Source organism: Enterococcus sp. LJL120 (genome assembly GCF_054871765.1).
The window spans coordinates 225,989-247,448 of the sequence record NZ_JBTXLV010000005.1 but is presented as its reverse complement, the minus strand read 5'-3'; the positions used below and the strand labels follow the sequence as shown (position 1 = coordinate 247,448).

Below are 21,460 nucleotides of genomic sequence, written 5' to 3'. Positions count from 1 at the left end.
AGGATACTTTTGATTCAAAAAGATGAATTAATGGAGGCAATTATGGCAAAAAGTTATTTCAGTATCGATATCGGCGGCACCTACATAAAATACGCAAAAGTCGATCGTTCAGGCAACATTGAACAGGTGGACAAAGTACCTACGCCAACCACATTAGACGATTTGGAAGCAGTACTGGCACAATTAGTCGAGCCGGTCAGTCAAGAAGTCCGAGGCGTGGGCATCAGCTGTCCAGGGAAAGTGGACATCAAAACAGGGACGGTCTATAACGGAGGTGCCTTACCTTTTTTACACGGCTATTCCTTCCGTAAATTTTTTGAAACGCGTTTTAATTTGCCTTGTGGTGTCAGTAACGACGGCAAGGCGGCAGCTTTGTCCGAAATTTGGCTGGGGAATTTGAAAGGCATTGAAAATGGGGTGGCAATTGTATTAGGCACAGGCATCGGCGGTGGGATTATCGCCAATGGAGAATTGCTGCAGGGAAGCCACTTTCAAGCAGGCGAGTTGAGTTTTCTAATGCGCACTCCCGAAAAAATGACGATGGAAAATATGCTCGGCTTCACTGGCTCAGCGGTTAAATTTATCGCTGCCTGCGCACAAGTTCTTGGTTTGCCAGACTCAGATGGCGTAGCTGTTTTTGAGGCAATCAAGTCAGGAAAGCAGCCTGAAGTCACTAAACTTTTTGAAAGCTATTGCCATGAGATTGCCTTTATGATTCTTAATTTGCAGGCGACATTAGATATTGAAAAAGTCGTCATCGGCGGGGGCATCAGCGCTCAAAGCATTTTAATTGAAGAAATCACCAAACAATATTTGGCGATGCGACAAAGTTTCAGCTTTTGGGATAATTCATGGAGCAGTCTAGCCATTGAAAATTGTAAATTCTTGAACAATGCCAATTTATTAGGAGCGGTATATCAGTTGTTACTCCAATTTGATGAAGAAATGTAAGTCATCCCTCCAAAAATAAGGTAAAATAAAAGGATAATCAGCAATTTTTTATTTTGCTTTCAAGGGAGGAATCATCATGGAATCGACTTTAGTTATTATTAAACCGGATGGGGTCAAGCGGAAGCTGATTGGCCGTGTTATCCAACGTTTTGAGGAAAAAGGCTTGGCTCTGCAAAAGTTGAAATACGAAGTTTTAACTGAAGAAGTGCTAAAGGAGCATTACAGTCATTTGGTCAATAAACCTTTTTTTCCAGAGCTAGTGGCCTACATGACGAGTGGTCCGGTAGTGTTGATGATTCTTGAAGGGGAAAATGTTGTGAAGAATGTCCGCAAATTGGTTGGGGCCACTGACCCTTTTGAAGCGGCGGTCGGGACATTGCGAGGGGACTTTGGCTTATCGAAAACCGAGAATTTGGTTCATGCTTCGGATTCTGAAAGGGCCGCCTTGACGGAAATTGCCCGCTTTTTCCCAGCATAAAATACAAAATGACCTGTTGGAGTTAATGCAAAAAGCAAAACTCCGACAGGTCGTTTTTTGGTCGATGATGATTTAAAAATTATTGTAAAATTTGATCAATTTCCGCGAGTTCAGCGGTTGTGAAAGCTAAATTATCCAAAGCTTTCAAATTATCCTCCAGCTGGCTGACCCGTGAAGCGCCAATTAGAACACTGGCAATTTCTGGTAGGCGGAGATTCCACGCTAAAGCCATTTCTGCAAGTGTTTGATTGCGGGCGCTGGCTACATCATTTAGGCGGCGAACTTTAGTTAAAGTAGCCTCCACACGATCTTCAGACAGAAATGGACTATCTGAGCGATGAGCCCGCGAATCTTCCGGCACACCATTGAGGTAGCGATTTGTTAACAAGCCTTGTGCCAAGGGGCTAAAGACAATTGCCCCTAGACCTTCTTTGGCTAAAACATCCGTCAAGCCTTCTTCAATACTGCGATTAAACATATTGTACTGGGGTTGATGAATGATAAAAGGCGTGTGCCATTCTTTAAATAATTTCGCAATCGCCGCAGTTTGTTCAGGGGAATAATTTGAAACGCCGACGTATAGAGCTTTGCCTTGTTTAACTAGCAAATCTAAAGCGTGGGCCGTTTCCTCCAATGGAGTGTCAGGATCTGGCCGATGATGATAAAAAATATCGACGTAATCTAATTGCATCCGTTGCAGGCTTTGATCGCAGCTGGCGATAATATTTTTCTTAGAGCCCCATTCGCCATAAGGCCCAGGCCACATATAATAGCCGGCTTTAGAAGAAATAATAATTTCATCCCGATAACTGCTAAAATCCTCTTTAAAGAGACGGCCAAAATTGGTTTCCGCAGAGCCAGCCGGCGGGCCATAATTATTGGCCAAGTCAAAGTGGGTGATGCCATTGTCAAAGGCGGCCCGTAAAATGGCCCGCTGGTTGCTGAGCTTGTCGACATCGCCAAAGTTATGCCACAAGCCTAAAGAGATGGCCGGCAGCTTTAAACCGGATTTGCCAACTCTTTTATAAAGCATTTTTTCATATCTGTTTTCATTTGCAAGATACATGGAGAGGTCCTCCCTTTCAAAATTGTTTGCCGATTGTTTCTTTACATATCATAGCACCTCAAGTACACTTGAAGTAAAGCCTTTTCAAAAAGAAAGTTGGATTTTATGCAGGTACAGGAAAAATTTACCATCAGCGAGCTGTCACAAAAATTTGCATTGCCCCCCTCAACGCTGCGTTATTATGAGGAAGTTGGCCTGTTATGTGATGTTCAGCGGGATGGCAAGCATCGGATTTTTGACGAGTCGCATATTGGCCGCTTGGAAGCTATCCAGTGCTTTAAGCAAACGGGAATGACCATTAAGCAGATTCGTGAGTTTTTTTATTATGAAGACCAAACGCAGGACTACCAGCAAATTGTTGCTCTGCTGGAATCTCATTGTGCTGAAATTCAGCAACAGCTGTTGGCATTACAGGAAAACCAGTTGCACATTCAACAAAAATTAGCCTTTTATCAGGCGAAGAAAAAAGCATTAGCAGAGGAGGAAGTAGTGCCTCAGTGGGATGAGTTTAGTTGATTCGTTAAATAATAACTCTGTCAAAGCTTCTTCCCTAAAAAATGAATCCTACAAGATTCCTTGCTTGAAAAAAAGGAAATCTTTTTTCAATAGTCCTATTTGGCGTAGAACAAAAAGCTGATCAGCCCATGACTGCAAAAACAGTCCGAGCTAATCAGCTTTTTACATTTTTTATTGATTAACCGCTTTGACAATCAGCATCATCGGCCGGCGCATTTCATCCTGCATGCCGGGAACCGTCAGCATATCCTCTGGCGGCATCGGCTCAACTAGCCGTTCAATCTGAAAGCCGTTGGTCAATAAGCCGTCTAAATAAGTGGTTAAGGTCTTATGAAATTTAGTGATGTCTTCTCCTAGAAAGTTCGCTATACGCTGGCCTTCATAAAAATAATTATCCACCGGAAAATGTAAAATTTTGCCAGCTTCATCGTAGTACCAATCCTGTGTACCATAAGCCGTGAAAATTGGATGCTCCACGGAAAAAATAAATTCACCGCCGGGCTTCAAATAGCGATGGACATTTTTTGCGACCGCCGCAAAATCTTCAACATAATGGAAGGCTAACGAGCTGAGGACCACATCAAAGGTGTCTTCAGGGAAATCAGCTTCTTCAATACTGTTTTGTTCATAGCGCACATTGGCAAAATGGGTTTTACTACGGGCAACTGCCAGCATTTTTTCTGATAAATCCACACCGACGACCGCTTTTGCTCCGTGTTCGGCAGCATAAATACAATGCCAGCCATAGCCGCAACCTAAATCTAATACGGTTTTATCCTCGAAGGCGGGTAATAATTTTTCTAGAGTTTGCCATTCGCCGGCTCCTTGCAAGCCTTGGGTACTGCGATTCATTTGGGAATATTTTTCAAAAAATTCCGGGTTGTCATAATGATTTTCTTTCATGGGTTTGTCCTCCATACAATTTTTTAGTTGTCTGCTGAAATTGTATGGAGACCTGTTCTTTTATGAGCTATCATAACCATCACTCTCCTTAATTAATATCTTGCAATGGTTTTCAATAAAAGTCAACTAGTGAAGGAGAAAGCCCGCTGATTTTGAAATAAAAAGTTTGGCGGAAACATACAAGAAGTCTCCGACAACCAGACTAAATAAAAAAATTATTTACGTAATTCAGCTAGCAATTTTTGGGCCACAGCTGAATTGCGAGTAGTTTCAGCCTGTAACAGCTTGGTCAGCGTAGCGATTTCGCTACCGACTGCGCCAGCGGCAATAGCTAATTGCCGCATATGCAAGTTCATGTGGCCTTTTTGAATACCGTCAGTGACGAGGGCTTTAATAGCCGCCAAGTTTTGGCCTAAGCCAACTGCCGTGATAATCTCCGCCAATTTTGCTGCAGTAGGAAAATTTAAAATTTCCATTGCAATGTGGGCTTTCGGCAACACTTTGGTGGCACCGCCGACAGTTCCAACGGCGACGGGAATTTCTAGCTTGCCGACTAAGCTATTGCCTTCAATTTGCCAATCAGTTAAGCCTTGATAGCTGCCATTGCGACTGGCGAAGGTATGAATGCCGGCTGCGACGGCCCGAGTATCATTTCCGGTTGCCAAGACTACGGCATCAATGCCGTTCATAATGCCTTTGTTGTGGGTCGCCCCCCGATAGGCGTCTAATTTAGCAAATTGGCTGGCTAGAACAATTTTTTCAGCGACCAGTTCACCGGCAAAATTTTTTGTTGTTAATAAATCAAAAGGAATTTTACAGTTGGCTTGGCTTAAAGCTTCTGTTGGATAATTGCTTAAGATGCTGAACAAAATTTCTTCTTCAGGAAACCAGCTGCGCAATTGCTGAGTTAGGCCTTCTAAAATTGTATTGATCATATTTGCCCCCATCGCATCTTGCGTATCCACCAAAACATCCAAGCTGACAAAATCCTCTAGTTGACGAATCTTAATAGCTCTGACGCCACCACCCCGAAGGACAATCGAAGGATAGACCTCTGCTGCTAAACGTTGCAGCTCAGCTTTTTTCTCCGCTAAAGCAGTTGTAAGTTTTTGCGGCTGCTGGACCTTTTGGAAAACAATTTGGCCTCGCATCACCCGTTTAGTTGTGGCGGTGGTGAAACCGCCACTTTGGGCAATGATTTTAGCAGCATTACTGGCAGCGGCAATCACCGAGGGCTCCTCTGTGACCATCGGCACAACAATTTCTTCATTATTAATCAAAAAGTTTTGGGCCACGCCTAAGGGCAGCTCAGCTTCACCGATTTGATTTTCAATCATATTGTTGGCGATATCGGCATTTAACAGCTGTTCCTTTAGTAACACGTCAGCGGCATTTTGCGAAAGAATGCCGTCAGCGGTCAATTTAGCTAAACGCTCTGGCCGAGTTTGTTGATAGAATTTTTTGGCCGGCGTACCAGGAGTCTTTGGCGTTTCTTTTTTGATGAGCATGGCCAGACCTAAGCCGCCGCCGACACATAAGGAGGCAGCTCCGAGACTTTTTTCTTCCTGAAATAATTCAGCTAACAGTGTAACTAAAAGCCGTGCTCCACTGGCCCCAATCGGATGCCCTAATGAAATGCCGCCGCCGTAAATGTTCACTTTTTCTGGTGACAGATTTAATTCATTTTGGACAACTAGGGAAGAGGCAGCAAAAGCTTCATTGATTTCAAAAAGGTCAATTTCAGCCAGTGAACGGCCGGTTTTTTCGCTGAGGCGTTGCAGCGCCTTAATAGGTGAAATCCCCATAATACTTGGGTCAATCCCAATTTCGCTATAGCCTTCAATCGTCGCCAAATAATTTAATCCATGAGCTTTAGCGTAGCTCTCGCTAGCCAACACTAGCATCGCTGCCCCATCATTTAAAGTCGAAGCATTGCCGGCAGTAACACTGCCATCTGCTTTGAAAACAGTTTTTAAAGTAGCTAGCCTTTCAAGGCTAGAATTAGCCCGGATACCTTCGTCTTCTTGAAAAAGCTGACCATCAGCTAAAGTAATAGCTGTAATTTCTTGGGAAAATTTCCCGGCCTTTTGGGCAGCGGCCGCTTTTGTTTGCGATTGGAGGGCAAAGGCATCTTGCTGGCTGCGGCTGATTGAAAAAGTTTCGGCCACTTTTTCAGCAGTCAGTCCCATGTGCTTTTGACTAAAGGCGTCAGTTAATCCGTCATGAACCATGCTAGAAATCGGTTCTGCATAACTGTCGCTTTCAGCCTGATATTTTTGTAGCAACGGCGCTTGACTCATACTTTCAGTGCCGCCGGTTAAAATAACTTGAGCTTCACCTAATTGAATCTGTTGCATGCCTAAAATAACCGCCTTTAAACCAGAACCGCAGACTTCATTGAGGGTCATTGCCGGACTGCTTTCCGGTATGCCGCTGTTGATGGCAATCTGGCGGGCAATATTTTGACCATTGCCGCTGCCTAAGACATTGCCGATAATGCTTTGGTCGATATCCTTTGGTGATATGCCGGCTTTTTTGATGGCCGCCTGCGCAATTTTAGTGCCTAATTCAACCGCTGAAAATTCCTTTAAAGCGCCTTTATATTTTCCAATAGGGGAACGGGTCCCGCTTAAAATTACAACTTTTTCCACGTACAGCACCTCCAAAAAGAAATATAACATTAAATTACAACAAGCGGCGACTTTGTCTGACGGAATTAATAAAATCACAAAAATTTTATTTTTATAAAGAGCGGGTAAAAACTACTTCCAGTTTTTTGAAATCATGATATAGTATTGTGGGCTTTAAATTTTAGACAAGTTAGTACAAATATAGTGGTTTAATTTAGAGAGGGGATTTTTATGACAGTCGGTATCGACAAAATTGCTTTTCATGTGCCCGATTATTTTGTAGACATGGCAGAATTAGCAGTTGCTCGCGGGGTGGACCCCAATAAATTTTTAATTGGAATCGGTCAAGATAAGATGGCGGTGATTCCTAAAACGCAAGACATCATTACTTTGGGCGCCAATGCGGCAGCGAAAATTTTGACAGCAGCAGATAAAAAGGAAATTGATATGGTATTGGTCGGCACAGAAACCGGCATTGATTATTCCAAATCAGCGGCGGTTGTAATTCAACAGCTGTTAGATATTTCTCCCTTTGTCCGTTCCTATGAATTGAAACATGCTTGCTATGGCGGCACAGCCGGCCTGCAACAGGCGAAGGAATATGTGCTGAATCATCCAGAGCGAAAAGTGTTAGTGATTGCCACCGATATTTCAAAATACGGCTTAAATTCCGGCGGCGAGCCGACGCAGGGGGCCGGTGCTGTGGCGATGTTAGTCACCAGCAATCCACGGATTTTAGAATTAAGCGATGACAATGTTTTTTATTCAGAAAACGTCTATGATTTTTGGCGGCCAAATGGGCATGATTATCCATTGGTGGACGGTCATTTATCCAATGATATTTATATTGAGGGCTTTAAGCGGGTCTGGCATGAAAGCAATCAGCGGCATCAACGTAGCGAAAAAGATTATGCAGCGTTAACCTTTCATCTGCCTTATACCAAAATGGGACGCAAAGCATTACAGAGTATTTTTCCTGAAATCTCTAAAGAAGAACAAAACCGCTTGATGGAGCGCTATGAAGAAAGTATTCTTTATAGTCGCCAAGTTGGCAATCTCTATACCGGTTCTTTATACTTAGGGCTGATTTCGCTATTGGAAAATTCGACTAGTTTAAAAGCTGGCGACCGCATCGGCTTGTTTAGCTATGGTTCAGGGGCTATCAGCGAATTTTTCTCAGGTCGCTTAGTCGAGGGCTTCAAAGAACAATTGCAACCGGCAAAAGATGAAGCAGCTCTAGCCGAACGGCAGCAGCTGAATGTAGCAGAATACGAAGCGATGTTTGCTGAAAGCCTGCCGGCAGACGATTTAGAAACTGATTTTTCTGATCCAACACCCTATGCGATTCGCAAATTGGCTCAAGGTATTCGTTATTATAATCAGTAATTTTTTAAAACTAAGACAATCATTGATTGAAGTTAGCTACATGTACATGAAAGTAAAGTGAATTTTTTCTCCGGCTTGAAAAAGTTAAATTAAATTGACAGCTTTGGAGATTAGATAAAGAATAGTGAGGCGCAAACTGCTAATGGTTGCGCCTTTTTTTCATCGATGCGTGGCTTTTATTGAGGAATGCTGGTGTTTCTTTTTTTAATAATTTTGAAAGCCTTTTCTTTATAATTTTGTTATGAATTTTGAAGAGAAATTGACAAGGAGACATTTGTTATCTAAACTTTGACTATAGTTTGTTAAGAGAGTGTCTTAGGGAAGGAGATTTTTATGAAAAGTGTTACGAAAAAAAGTTTATTGGGCTTAGTGGCAGTGAGCGGACTGGTCCTCGCAGGTTGTTCCAATTCAAACGATTCAACAACGGATACGCAAAGTTCCCAGGGGACAAACAGCAGCGGCGAAACTTTAGCTGCCGATCAGACGATGGAAGTGGTTGTGCCGGCAGAGATGGGTAGTGCAGATATTTCTCTGGCAACAGATTCTTACAGCTTCACAGCTTTAAACAATGTTTATGAAGGCATGTATCGTTTAGATGAAACCAATATGCCGGTGATTGCCGGTGCCGCTGAAGATGCGGTAGTCAGCGATGATGGTCTGACTTATAAAGTCAAACTGCGGGAAGATGCGACGTGGTCAAACGGCGATTCTGTGACAGCGGCTGATTATGTTTATTCTTGGCAGCGCACTGTTAATCCAGAGACAGCTTCCGGCTATGCTTATATGATGGCGCCGGTCAAAAATGCCACCGCCATTAGTGAAGGCGAAGCCGATGTGGCGACTCTTGGCATCGAAGCGACTGGCGAATACGAAGTTACAATTACTTTAGAACAGGCCACACCTTATTTTGAATCTTTATTAGCTTTTCCAACCTTCTTCCCACAAAATCAAGCGGTTGTCGAGGAATATGGCAGTGATTATGCCTTGACTAGTGAAGCCGCAGTCTACAATGGACCTTTTGTTTTAGAAGGCTTTGATGGACCAGGGGTGGATGATGCGTGGACCTTTGCCAAAAATAATGACTACTGGGATGCAGATGCAGTCACGATTGAAGCAGTAAATATCAGTGTGGTTAAAGAATCTTCAACAGGTTTGAATTTATTTGATACCGGCGAAGCAGATGATGTCGTCTTGTCCGGTGAGTTGGCGATTCAAAATGCCAACCACGAAAATTATGTTACCCAACCGGGAGCGACGACACAATATTTAGAAATGAATCAAGCACCAGAAGATTCACCTTTTAGAAATGAAAATTTTAGAAAAGCGATTAGCTATGCCATGGATCGCCAGCAGATTGTCGATAATATTTTAGGTAATGGCTCTTTAGTGGCCAACGGCTTAGTGCCGCAGGATTTGGCATATAATCCAGAAACCAACGTCGATTTTGTTGAAGACGCGGACCGGACTTTAGAATATGATGAAGCCCAAGCCAAAGAGTATTGGGAAACTGCTAAGTCTGAGCTGGGTGTTGATACGATTTCCTTCTCTTTAATGACTTCTGATACCGATCAGTCGAAAAAATTAGGAGAATATGTTCAAGGTGCGTTGCAGCAGACCTTAGAAGGTGTCACTGTAACCTTACAAACTGTGCCTTTCTCTGTCCGCTTAGAACGCTCAAACAATGGCGACTTTGAAATGGTTATGAACAACTGGATTGGCGATTACGCTGACCCAATTAACTTCTTAGAATTATTTACGACAGATAGTTCTTACAACCGAGGCAAATGGTTGAATGATGACTATGACAGTCTAGTGGAGGCTGCCAGCACAACAGATGTCAATGATCCAGAAGCCCGTTGGAATGACATGGTGGAAGCAGAGCAGGTGATTACCGATAGTCTAGGTATCGTGCCGCTATTCCAAAATGCGGAAGCTCATCTGCGCTCTGACAAAATCAAAGGTTTAGTCGTTCACAGTGTAGGAGCCCAATACGATTATAAAGATGTTTATATTGTTGAATAACGTAACAAATTGCTTAAAGTGATTAGAAAAATTTTTGACAACAAGGAGATTTGCGCCGCTGACCGCTAAGTTTGGCGGCGCAAATTTTTTTTTAGCGGCAACAAGCTACGCCTCTTTTCTTTTTATTTTTCCGGTATATAATAGGCGTAAGATATTTTGAAAATAAGCAGGTGAGCTATGAAAATCGTGCAGGTTCAAACTAAAATTATTCCGATTCAGTTAAACGCCCCCTTTAAGACCGCTTTACGGGAAGTGCAGTCGGTGGATGTGGTGCGGGTATTGCTTCATTTTGATAACGGCTTGGTGGGCATCGGCGAAGCAGCCCCCACTAAAGTAATCACCGGTGATACTGAAGAAAGTATTTTGCAGGCGATTAATGAAACGTTTAAGCCGTTTTTATTGCAGCGGGAAGTGGATGAAGAATTGAGTCTCTTAGACGATCTGCAAAATTTATTATCCCATAACACCAGTCCGAAGGCGGCCATTGATATTGCGCTGCATGATGCCTTGGCTAAGGCCCATCAGCAGCCGTTGTTTCAGTTTTTAGGCGGGAGCAAGCCTGAGCTGGAGACTGATTTTACCATCAGTGTCGGTTCCCGGGAAAAAATGGTGGCTGATGCCAAGGCCAAGGTCGCCAGCGGTTTCCAATCGCTAAAAATCAAATTAGGCTTAGATGATGTCGCCGAAGAAGTTGCCAAAATCCGTAGCATCAATCAAGCCTTGGCAGGAAAAATTCCTTTTCGGATTGATGCCAATCAAGGTTGGAGCAAAGAAGAAGCGGTAGCCATTTTAAATGAATGGCAGGACATTCCGATTGATTTTGTCGAACAGCCGGTGCCAGCGGCTGACTTTGAGGGCTTGAAGTATGTCACCGAACACACCAAAATTCCAATTATGGCGGATGAAAGCCTATTTGGTTTGGCAGATGCTGAAAGATTAATCACCAATCAATGTTGTGACTTATTGAATATCAAATTGATGAAGAGTGGCGGCATTAAAGAAGGTTTGAAAATTTATCGCTTAGCGGCAGCTCATGGCATCGACTGCATGGTGGGTTCAATGATTGAAGGCTATGCCGGTATGGCTGCTGCCGCTCATTTTGCCGCCAGTCAGCCGGGCATTCGTTTTTACGATTTAGACGTGCCCTTTATGTGGGAGACGAAAAATTTGGATGTTCAAACGAGCGGCATGACAATTTCTGCCGGTAAATTAAAATTGCAAGCGACCCCAGGTTTGGGGATTACAGATTAGATGCAGGAGGCCAACTAAATATGTTAAAAGCGGTTAGTCGCAGTTCAAGTTTTTTATGGAAAAAACCGGAGAACAATTCGGTGTTAACAAAAATTCACGCAGCACCAAAGGAAGCACTCCACACCTTTTTGACGAGCGCCGATACAATGGAATTATTCAATGACCGCTTAGTTGATTCAGAGGTAATTTACGGAACCCTCGTTGAAGTCGTTGCTGAAAAAGACGGCTGGTCAGAGGTTATTGTGCTGGACCAAGCCAGTCATCAAAATGAAAAGGGCTATCCTGGTTTTATTCCAACTGCGGATTTAACCAAAGTTTCCGCAGACTATGGAAAAGCTGCGGGAAAAATTTCCGTGATTGTTCCGAAAGCGGATTTGAAACTGGCGGACCATACTCGCCCAGTTCCCTTTGGTACGGTTTTAGATTTATCATCAGAAACGGCGACCGAATATCTAGTGAATACGCCGGAAGGTCCGGGAACAATTTCAAAGGCAGGCAGTCAAAAAATTACCGCTTATCAGGACTCACTGACGCAAAGGATGATTCAATTAGCCGAACAATTTCTTGACTTGCCTTATATTTGGGCCGGCACCAGCGGCAGCGGCTTTGACTGTTCAGGTTTTGTTTATAGTCTGCATCGGGCCAACGGTGTGCTAATTCCTCGTGATACACCAGAACAAGCTGAGGGTGGTCAGCACGTTGCCTATGAAGATGCTCTGCCGGGGGACTTATTGCTGTTTGCTTATGAAGAGGGCAAAGGCGAAGTCCATCATGTCGGCATGTATCTCGGCAATGACGAAATGATTCATTCTCAAACTCCAGGTTCAAAGGTGATGAAAACCAAAATTGCCGGCTCTAAATATGAACCAGAGTTAACAGTTGTCGCCCGCTATTGGACGGATGAAAAAATAAATAGAGAAGGGCGCTGACCTAGATGAAAATTTTTATTTCCGCAGATATTGAAGGGGTTGCCGGTATTGGCCAGTGGAACGAAACAGAAAGCGGTCCTTGGTACGATTATTTTTCTAAAGAAATGAGTCGGGAAGTAGCGGCTGCCTGTGAAGGCGCCTTAGCTGCCGGCGCTACCGAAATTTATGTGAAGGACGGCCACCACACGGCCTGTAATATCTATCCTGATATGCTGCCAAAAGAAGCCGTTTTAAATCGCGGCTGGAGCGGAGACGGATACGGCATGATGTCCGGTGTCCAGGATGATGTCGATTTTGTAGTGATGATTGGTTATCATGCTGCTTCCTATTCAGACGCCAATCCCTTGTCCCACACCAGTGAAAATTATATTCGCAAATTTGAAATCAATGGTCAGCTTGCTAGCGAGTTTATGATTAATCGTTACATTGCGGCGCTTCATCAGGTGCCGGTGATTTTTCTCAGCGGTGACCAAGGCATTGTGGACGAGGTGCGGGCCACAGACCCGGGAATTTCGACCTTTGCCACGTTGCAGGGCCGGGGCGGCTCGACTACTAGCGTTCACCCTGAGATTGCTTATGAAAAAATCAAAGAAGGGGTGCGCCAAGCCGTCACCTTAAATAAATACTATGTTCCTGAATTACCAGAATACTTCGATGTGAAGATTACCTATCAGGAACAAAATCGGGCCCGTAAAGCGGCTTTGTTCCCAGGAGCTAAGCTAATTGATCCCTATACTGTCCAATTTGAAACAGGCGAGTATTTTGAATTTTTGCGCTTTTATACCTTTGTCGGTTAAGAGTTTGGCGGAGAAAAATTTTCTAAACGAAGTTGGTCCGTCTAAGCTTTAGGCTAATAAATAAATTTGAAAAAATTTTGCTAAAAAAAATAAGCAACTTGCAGCCGTAGATTAAGCTGAGCCAGTTAAAAATTTTACACTGGCTTTCTCTTATCTTGTAGTGGCCCCCAAAATGTTAGATTTTTGGTCTAACTTTGGGGGTCGGTACATTCTGCGGCTGTTTTTGGCATTCTGCAAAAAACATGCTACTCTTAAGCTGTAAAAGGAGGCTGACTCAATGGCAAATAAAAGCTTTCAAGATGTTTTTTTTCGAGATGATTATTTTAAAGATATCAATTTTTTTAATATCGGCCATGAAATCTGCAGTCCGAGCCATCGGTTTGGGCCGGCAGCTAGAGCTTATTATTTAATTCATCTGGTGGTCAAGGGGCAGGGAACCTATCAAAATGAACGCATCACCTACCAATTGCAGGCGGGGGATTTTTTTATCATCAAGCCTCAAGAGCTGACCAAGTATCAAGCGGATGCCACAAATCCTTGGGAATATTATTGGATTGGCTTCTTAGGGACAGAGGTTGCCAACTTACTGCGGCTTAACGGTTTTGGCGAACTGGATTATTTAGGCAAGGTTCTTGATTTGGCAGGGACGACGGCAAAATTTCAGGAGCTGTTAGACTTGGATTTATTTGATAATGGCCAACGACTGCGGACGCAGGCGTTATTTTTAGAGTTGCTGAGCCAGTTTAAGCTGAACCGGCTGCCACTTTTTCCCGAAAAAATTGCCAAGCAAAGCCGCTATCGGGATTCGTTTTTATTGTATATCCAGAGTAATTACTACCGCAGTGAGTTGAGTGTGCAGGAAATTGCCAAATCCATGTACCTTCATCCGGCTTATTTCAGTCAGGTGATTAAAGCGGAATTGGGGGTGACTCCGCAACAATACTTGATTTCCTATCGAATGGAGCAGGCACGCTTTTTATTAAAGACTTCTGATAGTTCGATTGATGAAATTGCTGAGCTGATAGGCTATGATAACCGTCACTCTTTTTCAAGGGCCTTTAAGACCTATCATGGGACTTCGCCTTCAGAATTTAAAGCGTTAACAGAATCTTAAATTATGTACCCTTGAAATAAACTGATGAAATAGTCAACCGCCATTAAATTTTCTATACTTGAGACAAGCTAATAACTTTGCTATCAGTAACGATTAAAAGTTTGGCTGTAAAATTCAGAAATCGCTGTGAAATAAGTTGATGCAATTTTTTGCAGCAAAGGCTTAGATTTTTGCTTGCTAAAGGACAGCGGCGAAAAGCAGTTATCTCTTCTGAATAAAACCTCATATAAAAATTGATTTCAAACACATTAGGAGGAAGTTTAATGGTTAAGATTACGTTTATCGGTGCCGGCAGTACCATTTTTGCCAAGAATGTTTTAGGGGATGCGATGCTGACACCAAGTCTGCAGGAGGCGCAAATTAATTTATTTGATATTGATGCTAAGCGGTTGAAGGAATCTGAGCTGATGCTCAACACCATCAACAAAAATTCCAATCAATCACGGGCGACCATCACCGCCTTTACTGACCGCAAAGAAGCTTTACGGGGGGCCGATTTTGTTGTCAACGCCATTCAAGTCGGTGGTTATAAACCAAGTACCGTTATCGATTTTGAAATTCCTAAAAAATACGGTCTCAAGCAAACGATTGCCGATACATTGGGAATCGGCGGGATTTTCCGGGGCTTGCGAACCTTGCCGGTGATGTTTGATTTTGCTAAAGAAATGGAAGAAGTTTGTCCGGATGCGTGGCTCTTAAATTACACAAATCCGATGGCAATTTTGACAATGGGCATGCTAAAAGCGACGAATGTTAAAACAGTCGGCCTCTGTCATAGCGTGCAAGTCTGTGTTCCAGAATTATTCGGCTATCTGGGCATTCAAGATAAGTATGATTTAAATGATTTCAAATGGAAAATCGCCGGCATCAATCACATGGCGTGGCTATTGGAGATTGAAAAAAATGGCGAAGATTTCTATCCAGAAATCAAACGGCTGGCTAGTCAGATTCCTAACCCGCACAAAGATTCCGTCCGCTTTGAATTAATGCGGAACTTTGGCTATTACGTAACAGAATCTAGTGAGCATAATGCAGAATACCATCCGTATTTTATCAAAGAACGCTATCCAGAGCTGATCGACCAATTCCAAATTCCGATTGATGAATATATAAGACGCTGCATCCAGCAGATTGAAGATTGGGAAAGTCAACGGGATGAAATTGTCCACAACGGCAGCTTAGAACATGTTCGCAGTCGTGAATACGCTTCTTATATCATGGACGCTATCACCACTGGCAATCCAACCGTGATTGCCGGTAATGTGATGAACAAAGGGTTGATTACCAATCTGCCAGCAGACAGCTGCGTGGAAGTGCCTTGTTTAGTTGATAAAAATGGTGTCCAACCGACAGTTGTCGGAGACTTGCCAACACAACTAGCTGCCTTGAACCGGACCAATATCAATGTGCAGGAATTGACCGTTGAAGCGGCGATGACCTTAGAAAAAGATAAAATTTACCAAGCCGCTTTGTTAGATCCTCACACTAATTCTGAATTGAGTATCGATCAAATTCGCGCGATGGTGGATGAATTAATTGAAGCCCACGGCGATTATCTGCCAACTTATCATTAAAAATTAAAACAGTTTAGCCCTTGCTTCAGCTTCTTTTGAGCTGGCAGGGGCTTTTTGGCTGTTGGAAAAATGCTCATCCTTGAATTTTAAATTTAATCTGTTGTTTTAAAACTCCCGCAAAATAACTTTTTCACAAAATTTCTGCGTTAAAGCACTTCTCTTGGTGACAAAGCCAATCTTTTTCGTTACACTAAAATGAAAGCGGATAAATGAAGGAGTATTGCCCAATGAATTTAATTATCACAGAAGATTATGAAACTTTAAGTGAACTGGCTGCCGGCATGGTGCTGAGTAAAATTGCCGAGGAGGGGCGGGTAAATCTGTCGCTGACTACCGGCAATTCGCCAACACGCATGTACGAAATTTTGTTGGAGTGTTTAGCAAAAATGCATTATCAGTCAGAGCAGGTTTATTATTATAATTTTGATGAAGTGCCGATTGTGGGGGAACGCTACGGTTTGACGATGTCGGCCTTGAATGAAACCTTTTATCAGCCGGCTCAGATTGCTCCGGAAAATATTCAAGAATTCAATGAGAAAAATTACCAAGAATTTGAAGAAAAACTATTGATGGATGGCGGTCTTGATTTAGTGGTGATGGGACTAGGCAATGATGGGCATTTTTGTGCCAATATGCCCGGCTTAACAAAGTTTAATCGAGGCATTTACCCGATTGAAATGGGTCCCGGCGATGATATGTGGGAGCAATTAAAAGCTGCTCTTGGCAAGGAGCCGGGCGCTAAGGCGGTCACCTTTGGGCCGAAAACGATTATGGCAGCCAAGCAACTGCTACTAATTGTCAACGGCACAGCCAAAGCCCAAATTGTTAAAGCTGTTTTGGAGGGACCAGTTACCGAAGAAATTCCCGCCAGCATTTTAACCACACATCCTAATTTGACGGTGATTCTTGATCAAGAGGCCGCTCAAGAATTAAGCAAATAAAGTAAAAAACAACATTTCCCACTAGTCTTCACGTGAAGGCAAGTGGTGAAATGTTGTTTTTAGTTAGGCCGCCTTTTTTAGCGTGCGGTTTAATTTTTCGGTACAGAAGAACAATAAAAAGGCGAAGAGTAATAAATAAAACGGGTAGAGCTGAATCGAAATCGCCGAAGCTAAAAAGCCGAATAAAGGCGGCATAAAAGTTGTGCCAACATAGGCCGCCGCCATTTGAATCCCAATCACTGATTGAGAATTTTCCTTACCAAAATTGGCCGGCGTCGAATGAATAATCGACGGATAAATCGGAGCACAGCCTAGGCCGACGATGATTAATCCGGCTAGCGCAAAGATGGTTGTCTCAGCTGGAATTAAAATCAGCAGAGCGCCGACTGTCAAAATGCCGATGCCCATGCGAATTAACTGGCGATCGCCAAAATGGTTTGCGATAATTCCCGATAAAAAGCGGCCAAAGGTGATACCCAAAAAGAAATAAGAGGCAAACTGGGCGGCGACATCTGGCGCAACATTGCGGGTTTCCACTAAGAAAGTACTAGCCCATAGACCAGTTGTCTGTTCAACTGCCGAATAGCCTAAAAAGGCAATCAAGATAAACCAAATCCCTCTTAACCCGAATACTTCCTTTAAAGAGAGCCCTTTTGTCGATGTTTCAGAAGTTTCAACGACCCTTCGGTGCTGCTTCCACAGAGGCAGGCTGATAAACAAAATAACCGTTAAAATCAGCTGCAAAATCCCCACAGTGCGATAGCCGTTATTCCAAGCTTCACCGGCCGTTAAATAGTAACTCATGATGTAGGGACTAATCGCCGCTCCGACACCCCAAAAGCAATGAAGCCAGTTCATATGACGAGAATTATAATGAAGGGCCACGTAGTTATTCAACGCCGCATCGACCGCCCCAGCTCCCAAACCGTAAGGAATCGCCCAGAGAATCAGCGCCCAAAAATTATGGGAAAAGGAAAAACCAAAAAGTGCAATCGCCGTCGTCAAGACACTGAAGAGGGTCACCAAACTCGTGCCCAATTTTTTAGTCAGCTTGTCTGAAAAAACACTGGAAACAATCGTACCCGCAGCAATTGTCATGGTGATAAAGCCAGCATAAGACACCGGCACATTCAAGTCCTGCTGCATCACCGGCCAAGCCGAGCCAATCAAAGAATCCGGCAACCCCAAACTGATAAACGCCACATAAATAACTACAAGTAACAAGGAATACATAATTTTTCCCCAATAAAATCATTTATTTTTTAAAATTTCGCTACTTTAGTAAAAGTACCACAGTTTTAAAGAGAATTAAATGGCAAAATTTGTCGGCGTAAATTTTTCTAAACGAGTACGCTGCGGCAAGGCCTGTTTCAAGTTACGGTCCGCCAAAGAAATATGCGGACCAACTAAAATTGTCTGACCATTTTGCAAAGGGTAACTCAGAATATTTGCCAACTTAACCACTTTTAAACTGCACTCTCTACCTGCCATCAACAGTAAATTTTTAACCATAATTTTGACTAGGGCAGCTGGCAGACCAGAATCATCAATAAAAATTATCCGTTCGATTTTTTTATTTTCCATTTTTGAGGCCTTCTTTCAACTTAATTAATATCTTTAATTAAGTATATTAACAAAAAGAAGATTTGTAAAGAAAAAAGTGAAACACTTTTCCCTCAGAAAAATGCTTCACTTTTTAAAAATGATAAATTGTCTCTAAAGTAACCAGCCATAAAAGGCCGACTGTTAAGGATTGTTGAAAGTTTTCATCAAATAAATAAGCCGGCTGATTCATCTGTTTACTTAAAATATCCGAAGCGGCAATCATCTCTTGAACGGCCTGCGCCTGAACGGATTCAGCAGAAATAATAAACGTATCCGGGGCAATCACAGCATTGTAAATTGCTAAAATTTGCGTTAAATTCGCCAATAATTCCGCCGGCGATGTTGGGATGCTCCCATCAATTAAATGGGGCAGGTATTTGGCTTCCCCAGCCAGATTATGGCCCCCTTCAATCAGTGCGCCCTTATCATAAATAGTAATGCCCGGCATACTGTTTTCGGGATAATAGATGCCGACAATACTTTCAACAGTCGGCAACCGATGCTTTTTGGCATAGCCCACCGTTAACAAGTGGGCATCATTTTGCATCACTAGCGGAATATCCGTGATTTTTTCTAAGGCAGCGGCCGGTTCCCAGCCATCAAAGAGCGTCTCCCAGCTGGAAAGAATTTTTCCCTGATAAATTTTTCCCGGTAGCGAAAGGCCAATTTTTTCAATTGTAAATTCTTCCGCAGCCTGCAAATATTGCTGAATTACACTGGTGAAATTTTCTAAAGAAATCGGCGTGAAGTCTAGCCGTTTCTGCATTTTTTGGGTGCCCTTTAAGTTGACTACGCGGCCGTCAAAAATTAACTTCCGCTGCCCAGCAACCTGTTCCTGTTGAATGCTCAGCAAAAGAAAATGGCTTTGATCGTAATTGAAATAATAATTAATCGCCGGCCGGCCCAACGGCGGCTGCACCAGCTCGCCTTCTGTAAAAATATTTTGCGCCAGCAATTCTTTAACCAACGCATTAATTGTCACCACGCTCAGGCCGGTATCTTTGGCCATCTCTGCCTTCAAGGCCTGGCCCTTTTGAAACAGATAAACTTTGAGGGTTTGCAGATTTTTATCGCGAATTAGATTTTTATTTGAACTCATAAGGTCTCCTTAATTAACTAGCTTAATTAACTATAAGAGAAAAAAGCCAACTTGTAAATCAAAAACTGCTTGACAAGCGCTATCAAAATAAATAAACTTAATTAAGAAGTTTAATTAAATAGAAAGTTGGCTACTAAAATGATTAAATTAGTGATTAGTGATTTAGACGGAACTTTTTTGAATAGTCAGAGCTTATTTGACAAGGATTATTTTCGTCGGGTGAACAACATGATGAAGGAACAGGGGATTGCCTTTTCCGCTTGTACCGGCAAACAGTGCGAACGGGTCGAGAAATTATTTGGTGAAGAATTTGCCAATGACTTATGGATTCTCGGCGACAGTGCCACCAGAATTAAACACCAAGGTGAGTATGTCTTTGAATCGCTGCTGCCCAATAAAGTCGGCATGGCGTTAATCAAAAAATTAATGGAAATTCACAACGATTATGTGATTATCGCCTGCACACCGACGGCAGCCTTTGTTTTAGATACGCTGCCTGTCAATGATGTTAGAATGGTACGGGGCTCTTACGAAGTCGTGGAGGTTGTCCCAAGCTTTGATAACCTGACAGAAGATTTCGTTAAAATTACCGTTTATGACAATCAGCTACGGTGCTTTGAAACTGTCAAAGAATTGACTGATTTTGAAGATCAAGCCTATATTGTTGCCTCTGAAGCAGCCTGGATTGATATTTCCAATCACGGCGTGCACAAAGGTACAACAGTGGCTGAATTACAAAAAATTCTCAACGTCACCCCAGCGGAAACAATGGTTTTCGGCGATGGACTGAATGATATCGAATTGATGGCAAGAGGCGAGTACAGCTTTGCCATGAGCAATGGCTTCGATCAAACCAAAGAAGCAGCGGCCTTCATCACAAAATCAAATGATGAAAACGGCGTTCTAACCACTATCGAAAAAATTCTTTCATTGCAAAAATAAACTAAAAAAAGTTGTCACAGGAAGCTTTGCTGTTTTAGCAACTCTTCCTACGACAATCAAGTGTGATTTAATTGGCTAAGATCAGCTCAGCAATTTTTTGCTGGGCTTTTTTAGCTTCTGGAATCGGCAAGATCGGATAGACATGATTCATTTTTTCGCCAATCACGAAATGATGGGGCAGCTCTAGCTCCTGCAGCTTTTGCCGCAAGACCAGCGCCGACGGATAAAATAATTCATGGGTGCCGATGAAAAGGGAAATCTGTCCTAAGCCTGCGAAGTCACCATATAAAGGGCTGACTAACGGATTCTTTAATTGTCCAGCTCCCCAAAGTTTGCCTAAAATACTCAGCTGCTCAACTGAAAGCAGCGGGTCAGTCGCCGCAAACTTTTGCGTCACCGGGTTATTGGTATCAATATCAAGCCAAGGGGAGAGCAAAATAATATTCTTTGGTTGCGGCAGTTCGTTTTGCTTTAGTAAAAGCGCTAAGCCTAAAGCTAGACCACCGCCAGCCGAATCCCCCATCAGTGTGATTTGCCGTGCTGAAAAAATTGACAGTAAAACCTCTTGATACAAGGCTTCAATTTTTGGATAAGCCACCTGGAAATCAGCAGCCGGCAGCTTGGGATAAATTGGGAAAATAACGCGTGCACCGGTTTCTTTGGCGATGCGGTCCACCGCCTTAAAATGAAAAGCGGAGGGCTGGGCGACATAAGCTCCGCCGTGCAAATAGAAAATGACTTTTTGCCGAGGGTCGGCTAAATCATTCCAAGAAAAAACCTGCATCCCCTCAAAGTAAAATTCTGTAACAGGACCAGATAGATACTTTTTCGGATTTTTAACTGGCAGTTGATTGACTTTAGCTGCGTGATCTAGCAGATGAGTCATGAAGCTGGCTTGATTTTTGCGTTTTCTTGGGAAATTAAGCAGACCCAGGCTTTTCTCTAAAGAAAAGCTTGCTAGGGAGCGCTTTTCAATCAAATGGCTATAGGCATAAAGACCGGCCGATACTCCGCCGATGACAGATAAACTAGTGATGAGTTTCTTTTTCATGGGAATTCTCCTCGTTAATTAGTTTCAGCATTAATTAGGCGACTTTGACAGTCACCTGTAATCTATTCATCTGATTATAACAAGAAAAAAGCTAAGGCCCAAACATCGACCTTCATGGGTAGCCTTTTTTCAAAAATTGAAGACAAATGGACTACATCAGTCGGGGTGAAGGCCGTCGTGATGTAGTCCATTTTTAATAAGTAAA

19 protein-coding genes are annotated in these 21,460 nt (G+C 42.9%); 12 read left to right on the top strand and 7 right to left on the bottom strand.

What is annotated here, in order from left to right; all coding sequences use genetic code 11:
• Positions 1 to 42 precede the first annotated feature (42 nt).
• Complete coding sequence (locus ACYSNU_RS10245; RefSeq protein WP_461737119.1) at positions 43 to 951, top strand: ROK family protein; 909 nt, start codon at positions 43 to 45, stop codon at positions 949 to 951.
• 76 nt (positions 952 to 1,027) lie between these two features.
• Positions 1,028 to 1,429: a nucleoside-diphosphate kinase gene (ndk, locus tag ACYSNU_RS10240; RefSeq protein WP_265456437.1), complete on the top strand. Its 402-nt coding sequence runs from the start codon at positions 1,028 to 1,030 to the stop codon at positions 1,427 to 1,429.
• Between the two features lie 79 nt (positions 1,430 to 1,508).
• On the opposite strand, the gene mgrA is transcribed toward ndk, so the two are convergent.
• Entirely contained in the window at positions 1,509 to 2,495 is a 987-nt protein-coding gene (gene mgrA / locus ACYSNU_RS10235) for an L-glyceraldehyde 3-phosphate reductase (protein WP_461737118.1), read from the bottom strand.
• 105 nt (positions 2,496 to 2,600) lie between these two features.
• Here mgrA and ACYSNU_RS10230 point away from each other — a divergent pair, with 105 nt between their 5' ends.
• A complete protein-coding gene (locus ACYSNU_RS10230) occupies positions 2,601 to 3,011 on the top strand; it encodes a MerR family transcriptional regulator (protein WP_461737117.1) in 411 nt (136 codons plus the stop codon).
• A gap of 171 nt (positions 3,012 to 3,182) precedes the next feature.
• Here the strand turns inward: ACYSNU_RS10230 and ACYSNU_RS10225 are convergent, their stop codons facing one another.
• On the bottom strand, positions 3,183 to 3,914 hold the full coding sequence (locus ACYSNU_RS10225) for a class I SAM-dependent methyltransferase (RefSeq protein ID WP_461737116.1): 732 nt from the start codon (positions 3,912 to 3,914) through the stop codon (positions 3,183 to 3,185).
• Positions 3,915 to 4,129: 215 nt separating this feature from the next.
• The gene (locus tag ACYSNU_RS10220) at positions 4,130 to 6,565 is read right to left on the bottom strand and encodes a hydroxymethylglutaryl-CoA reductase, degradative (protein ID WP_461737115.1); all 2,436 of its coding nucleotides are present in this window, start codon (positions 6,563 to 6,565) and stop codon (positions 4,130 to 4,132) included.
• A 210-nt stretch (positions 6,566 to 6,775) separates the two neighbouring features.
• On the opposite strand from ACYSNU_RS10220, the gene ACYSNU_RS10215 reads away from it, so the two are divergent.
• The 8 genes from ACYSNU_RS10215 (at position 6,776) to ACYSNU_RS10180 (ending at position 16,558) form a co-directional block, all read left to right on the top strand.
• Positions 6,776 to 7,930: a hydroxymethylglutaryl-CoA synthase gene (locus tag ACYSNU_RS10215; RefSeq protein ID WP_461737114.1), complete on the top strand. Its 1,155-nt coding sequence runs from the start codon at positions 6,776 to 6,778 to the stop codon at positions 7,928 to 7,930.
• A gap of 333 nt (positions 7,931 to 8,263) precedes the next feature.
• Complete coding sequence (locus ACYSNU_RS10210) at positions 8,264 to 9,952, top strand: ABC transporter substrate-binding protein (RefSeq protein ID WP_461737113.1); 1,689 nt, start codon at positions 8,264 to 8,266, stop codon at positions 9,950 to 9,952.
• Positions 9,953 to 10,129: 177 nt separating this feature from the next.
• Complete coding sequence (locus ACYSNU_RS10205; protein ID WP_461737112.1) at positions 10,130 to 11,203, top strand: dipeptide epimerase; 1,074 nt, start codon at positions 10,130 to 10,132, stop codon at positions 11,201 to 11,203.
• A 20-nt stretch (positions 11,204 to 11,223) separates the two neighbouring features.
• Positions 11,224 to 12,132 (top strand): C40 family peptidase, encoded by a 909-nt coding sequence (locus ACYSNU_RS10200; RefSeq protein WP_461737111.1) that lies wholly within the window; start codon positions 11,224 to 11,226, stop codon positions 12,130 to 12,132.
• Between the two features lie 5 nt (positions 12,133 to 12,137).
• Positions 12,138 to 12,929: a M55 family metallopeptidase gene (locus tag ACYSNU_RS10195; protein ID WP_461737110.1), complete on the top strand. Its 792-nt coding sequence runs from the start codon at positions 12,138 to 12,140 to the stop codon at positions 12,927 to 12,929.
• A gap of 277 nt (positions 12,930 to 13,206) precedes the next feature.
• The gene (locus ACYSNU_RS10190) at positions 13,207 to 14,043 is read left to right on the top strand and encodes an AraC family transcriptional regulator (protein WP_461737109.1); all 837 of its coding nucleotides are present in this window, start codon (positions 13,207 to 13,209) and stop codon (positions 14,041 to 14,043) included.
• Positions 14,044 to 14,306: 263 nt separating this feature from the next.
• Entirely contained in the window at positions 14,307 to 15,617 is a 1,311-nt protein-coding gene (melA, locus tag ACYSNU_RS10185; protein WP_461737108.1) for an alpha-galactosidase, read from the top strand.
• A 227-nt stretch (positions 15,618 to 15,844) separates the two neighbouring features.
• A complete protein-coding gene (locus ACYSNU_RS10180; protein WP_461737107.1) occupies positions 15,845 to 16,558 on the top strand; it encodes a glucosamine-6-phosphate deaminase in 714 nt (237 codons plus the stop codon).
• A gap of 63 nt (positions 16,559 to 16,621) precedes the next feature.
• Here ACYSNU_RS10180 and ACYSNU_RS10175 read toward each other — a convergent pair whose 3' ends face one another.
• From ACYSNU_RS10175 to ACYSNU_RS10165, 3 genes are all read right to left on the bottom strand, one after another.
• Positions 16,622 to 17,791: an MFS transporter gene (locus ACYSNU_RS10175; RefSeq protein ID WP_461737106.1), complete on the bottom strand. Its 1,170-nt coding sequence runs from the start codon at positions 17,789 to 17,791 to the stop codon at positions 16,622 to 16,624.
• A 75-nt stretch (positions 17,792 to 17,866) separates the two neighbouring features.
• Positions 17,867 to 18,142 carry a hypothetical protein gene (locus ACYSNU_RS10170; RefSeq protein WP_461737105.1) on the bottom strand — a complete coding sequence of 92 codons (276 nt, stop codon included), beginning with the start codon at positions 18,140 to 18,142 and terminating at the stop codon, positions 17,867 to 17,869.
• 112 nt (positions 18,143 to 18,254) lie between these two features.
• Entirely contained in the window at positions 18,255 to 19,262 is a 1,008-nt protein-coding gene (locus tag ACYSNU_RS10165; RefSeq protein WP_461737104.1) for an ROK family protein, read from the bottom strand.
• A gap of 138 nt (positions 19,263 to 19,400) precedes the next feature.
• On the opposite strand from ACYSNU_RS10165, the gene ACYSNU_RS10160 reads away from it, so the two are divergent.
• Entirely contained in the window at positions 19,401 to 20,204 is an 804-nt protein-coding gene (locus tag ACYSNU_RS10160) for an HAD-IIB family hydrolase (protein WP_461737103.1), read from the top strand.
• Between the two features lie 67 nt (positions 20,205 to 20,271).
• Here ACYSNU_RS10160 and ACYSNU_RS10155 read toward each other — a convergent pair whose 3' ends face one another.
• Positions 20,272 to 21,255: an alpha/beta hydrolase fold domain-containing protein gene (locus tag ACYSNU_RS10155; RefSeq protein WP_461737102.1), complete on the bottom strand. Its 984-nt coding sequence runs from the start codon at positions 21,253 to 21,255 to the stop codon at positions 20,272 to 20,274.
• Between the last annotated feature and the right edge of the window lie 205 nt (positions 21,256 to 21,460).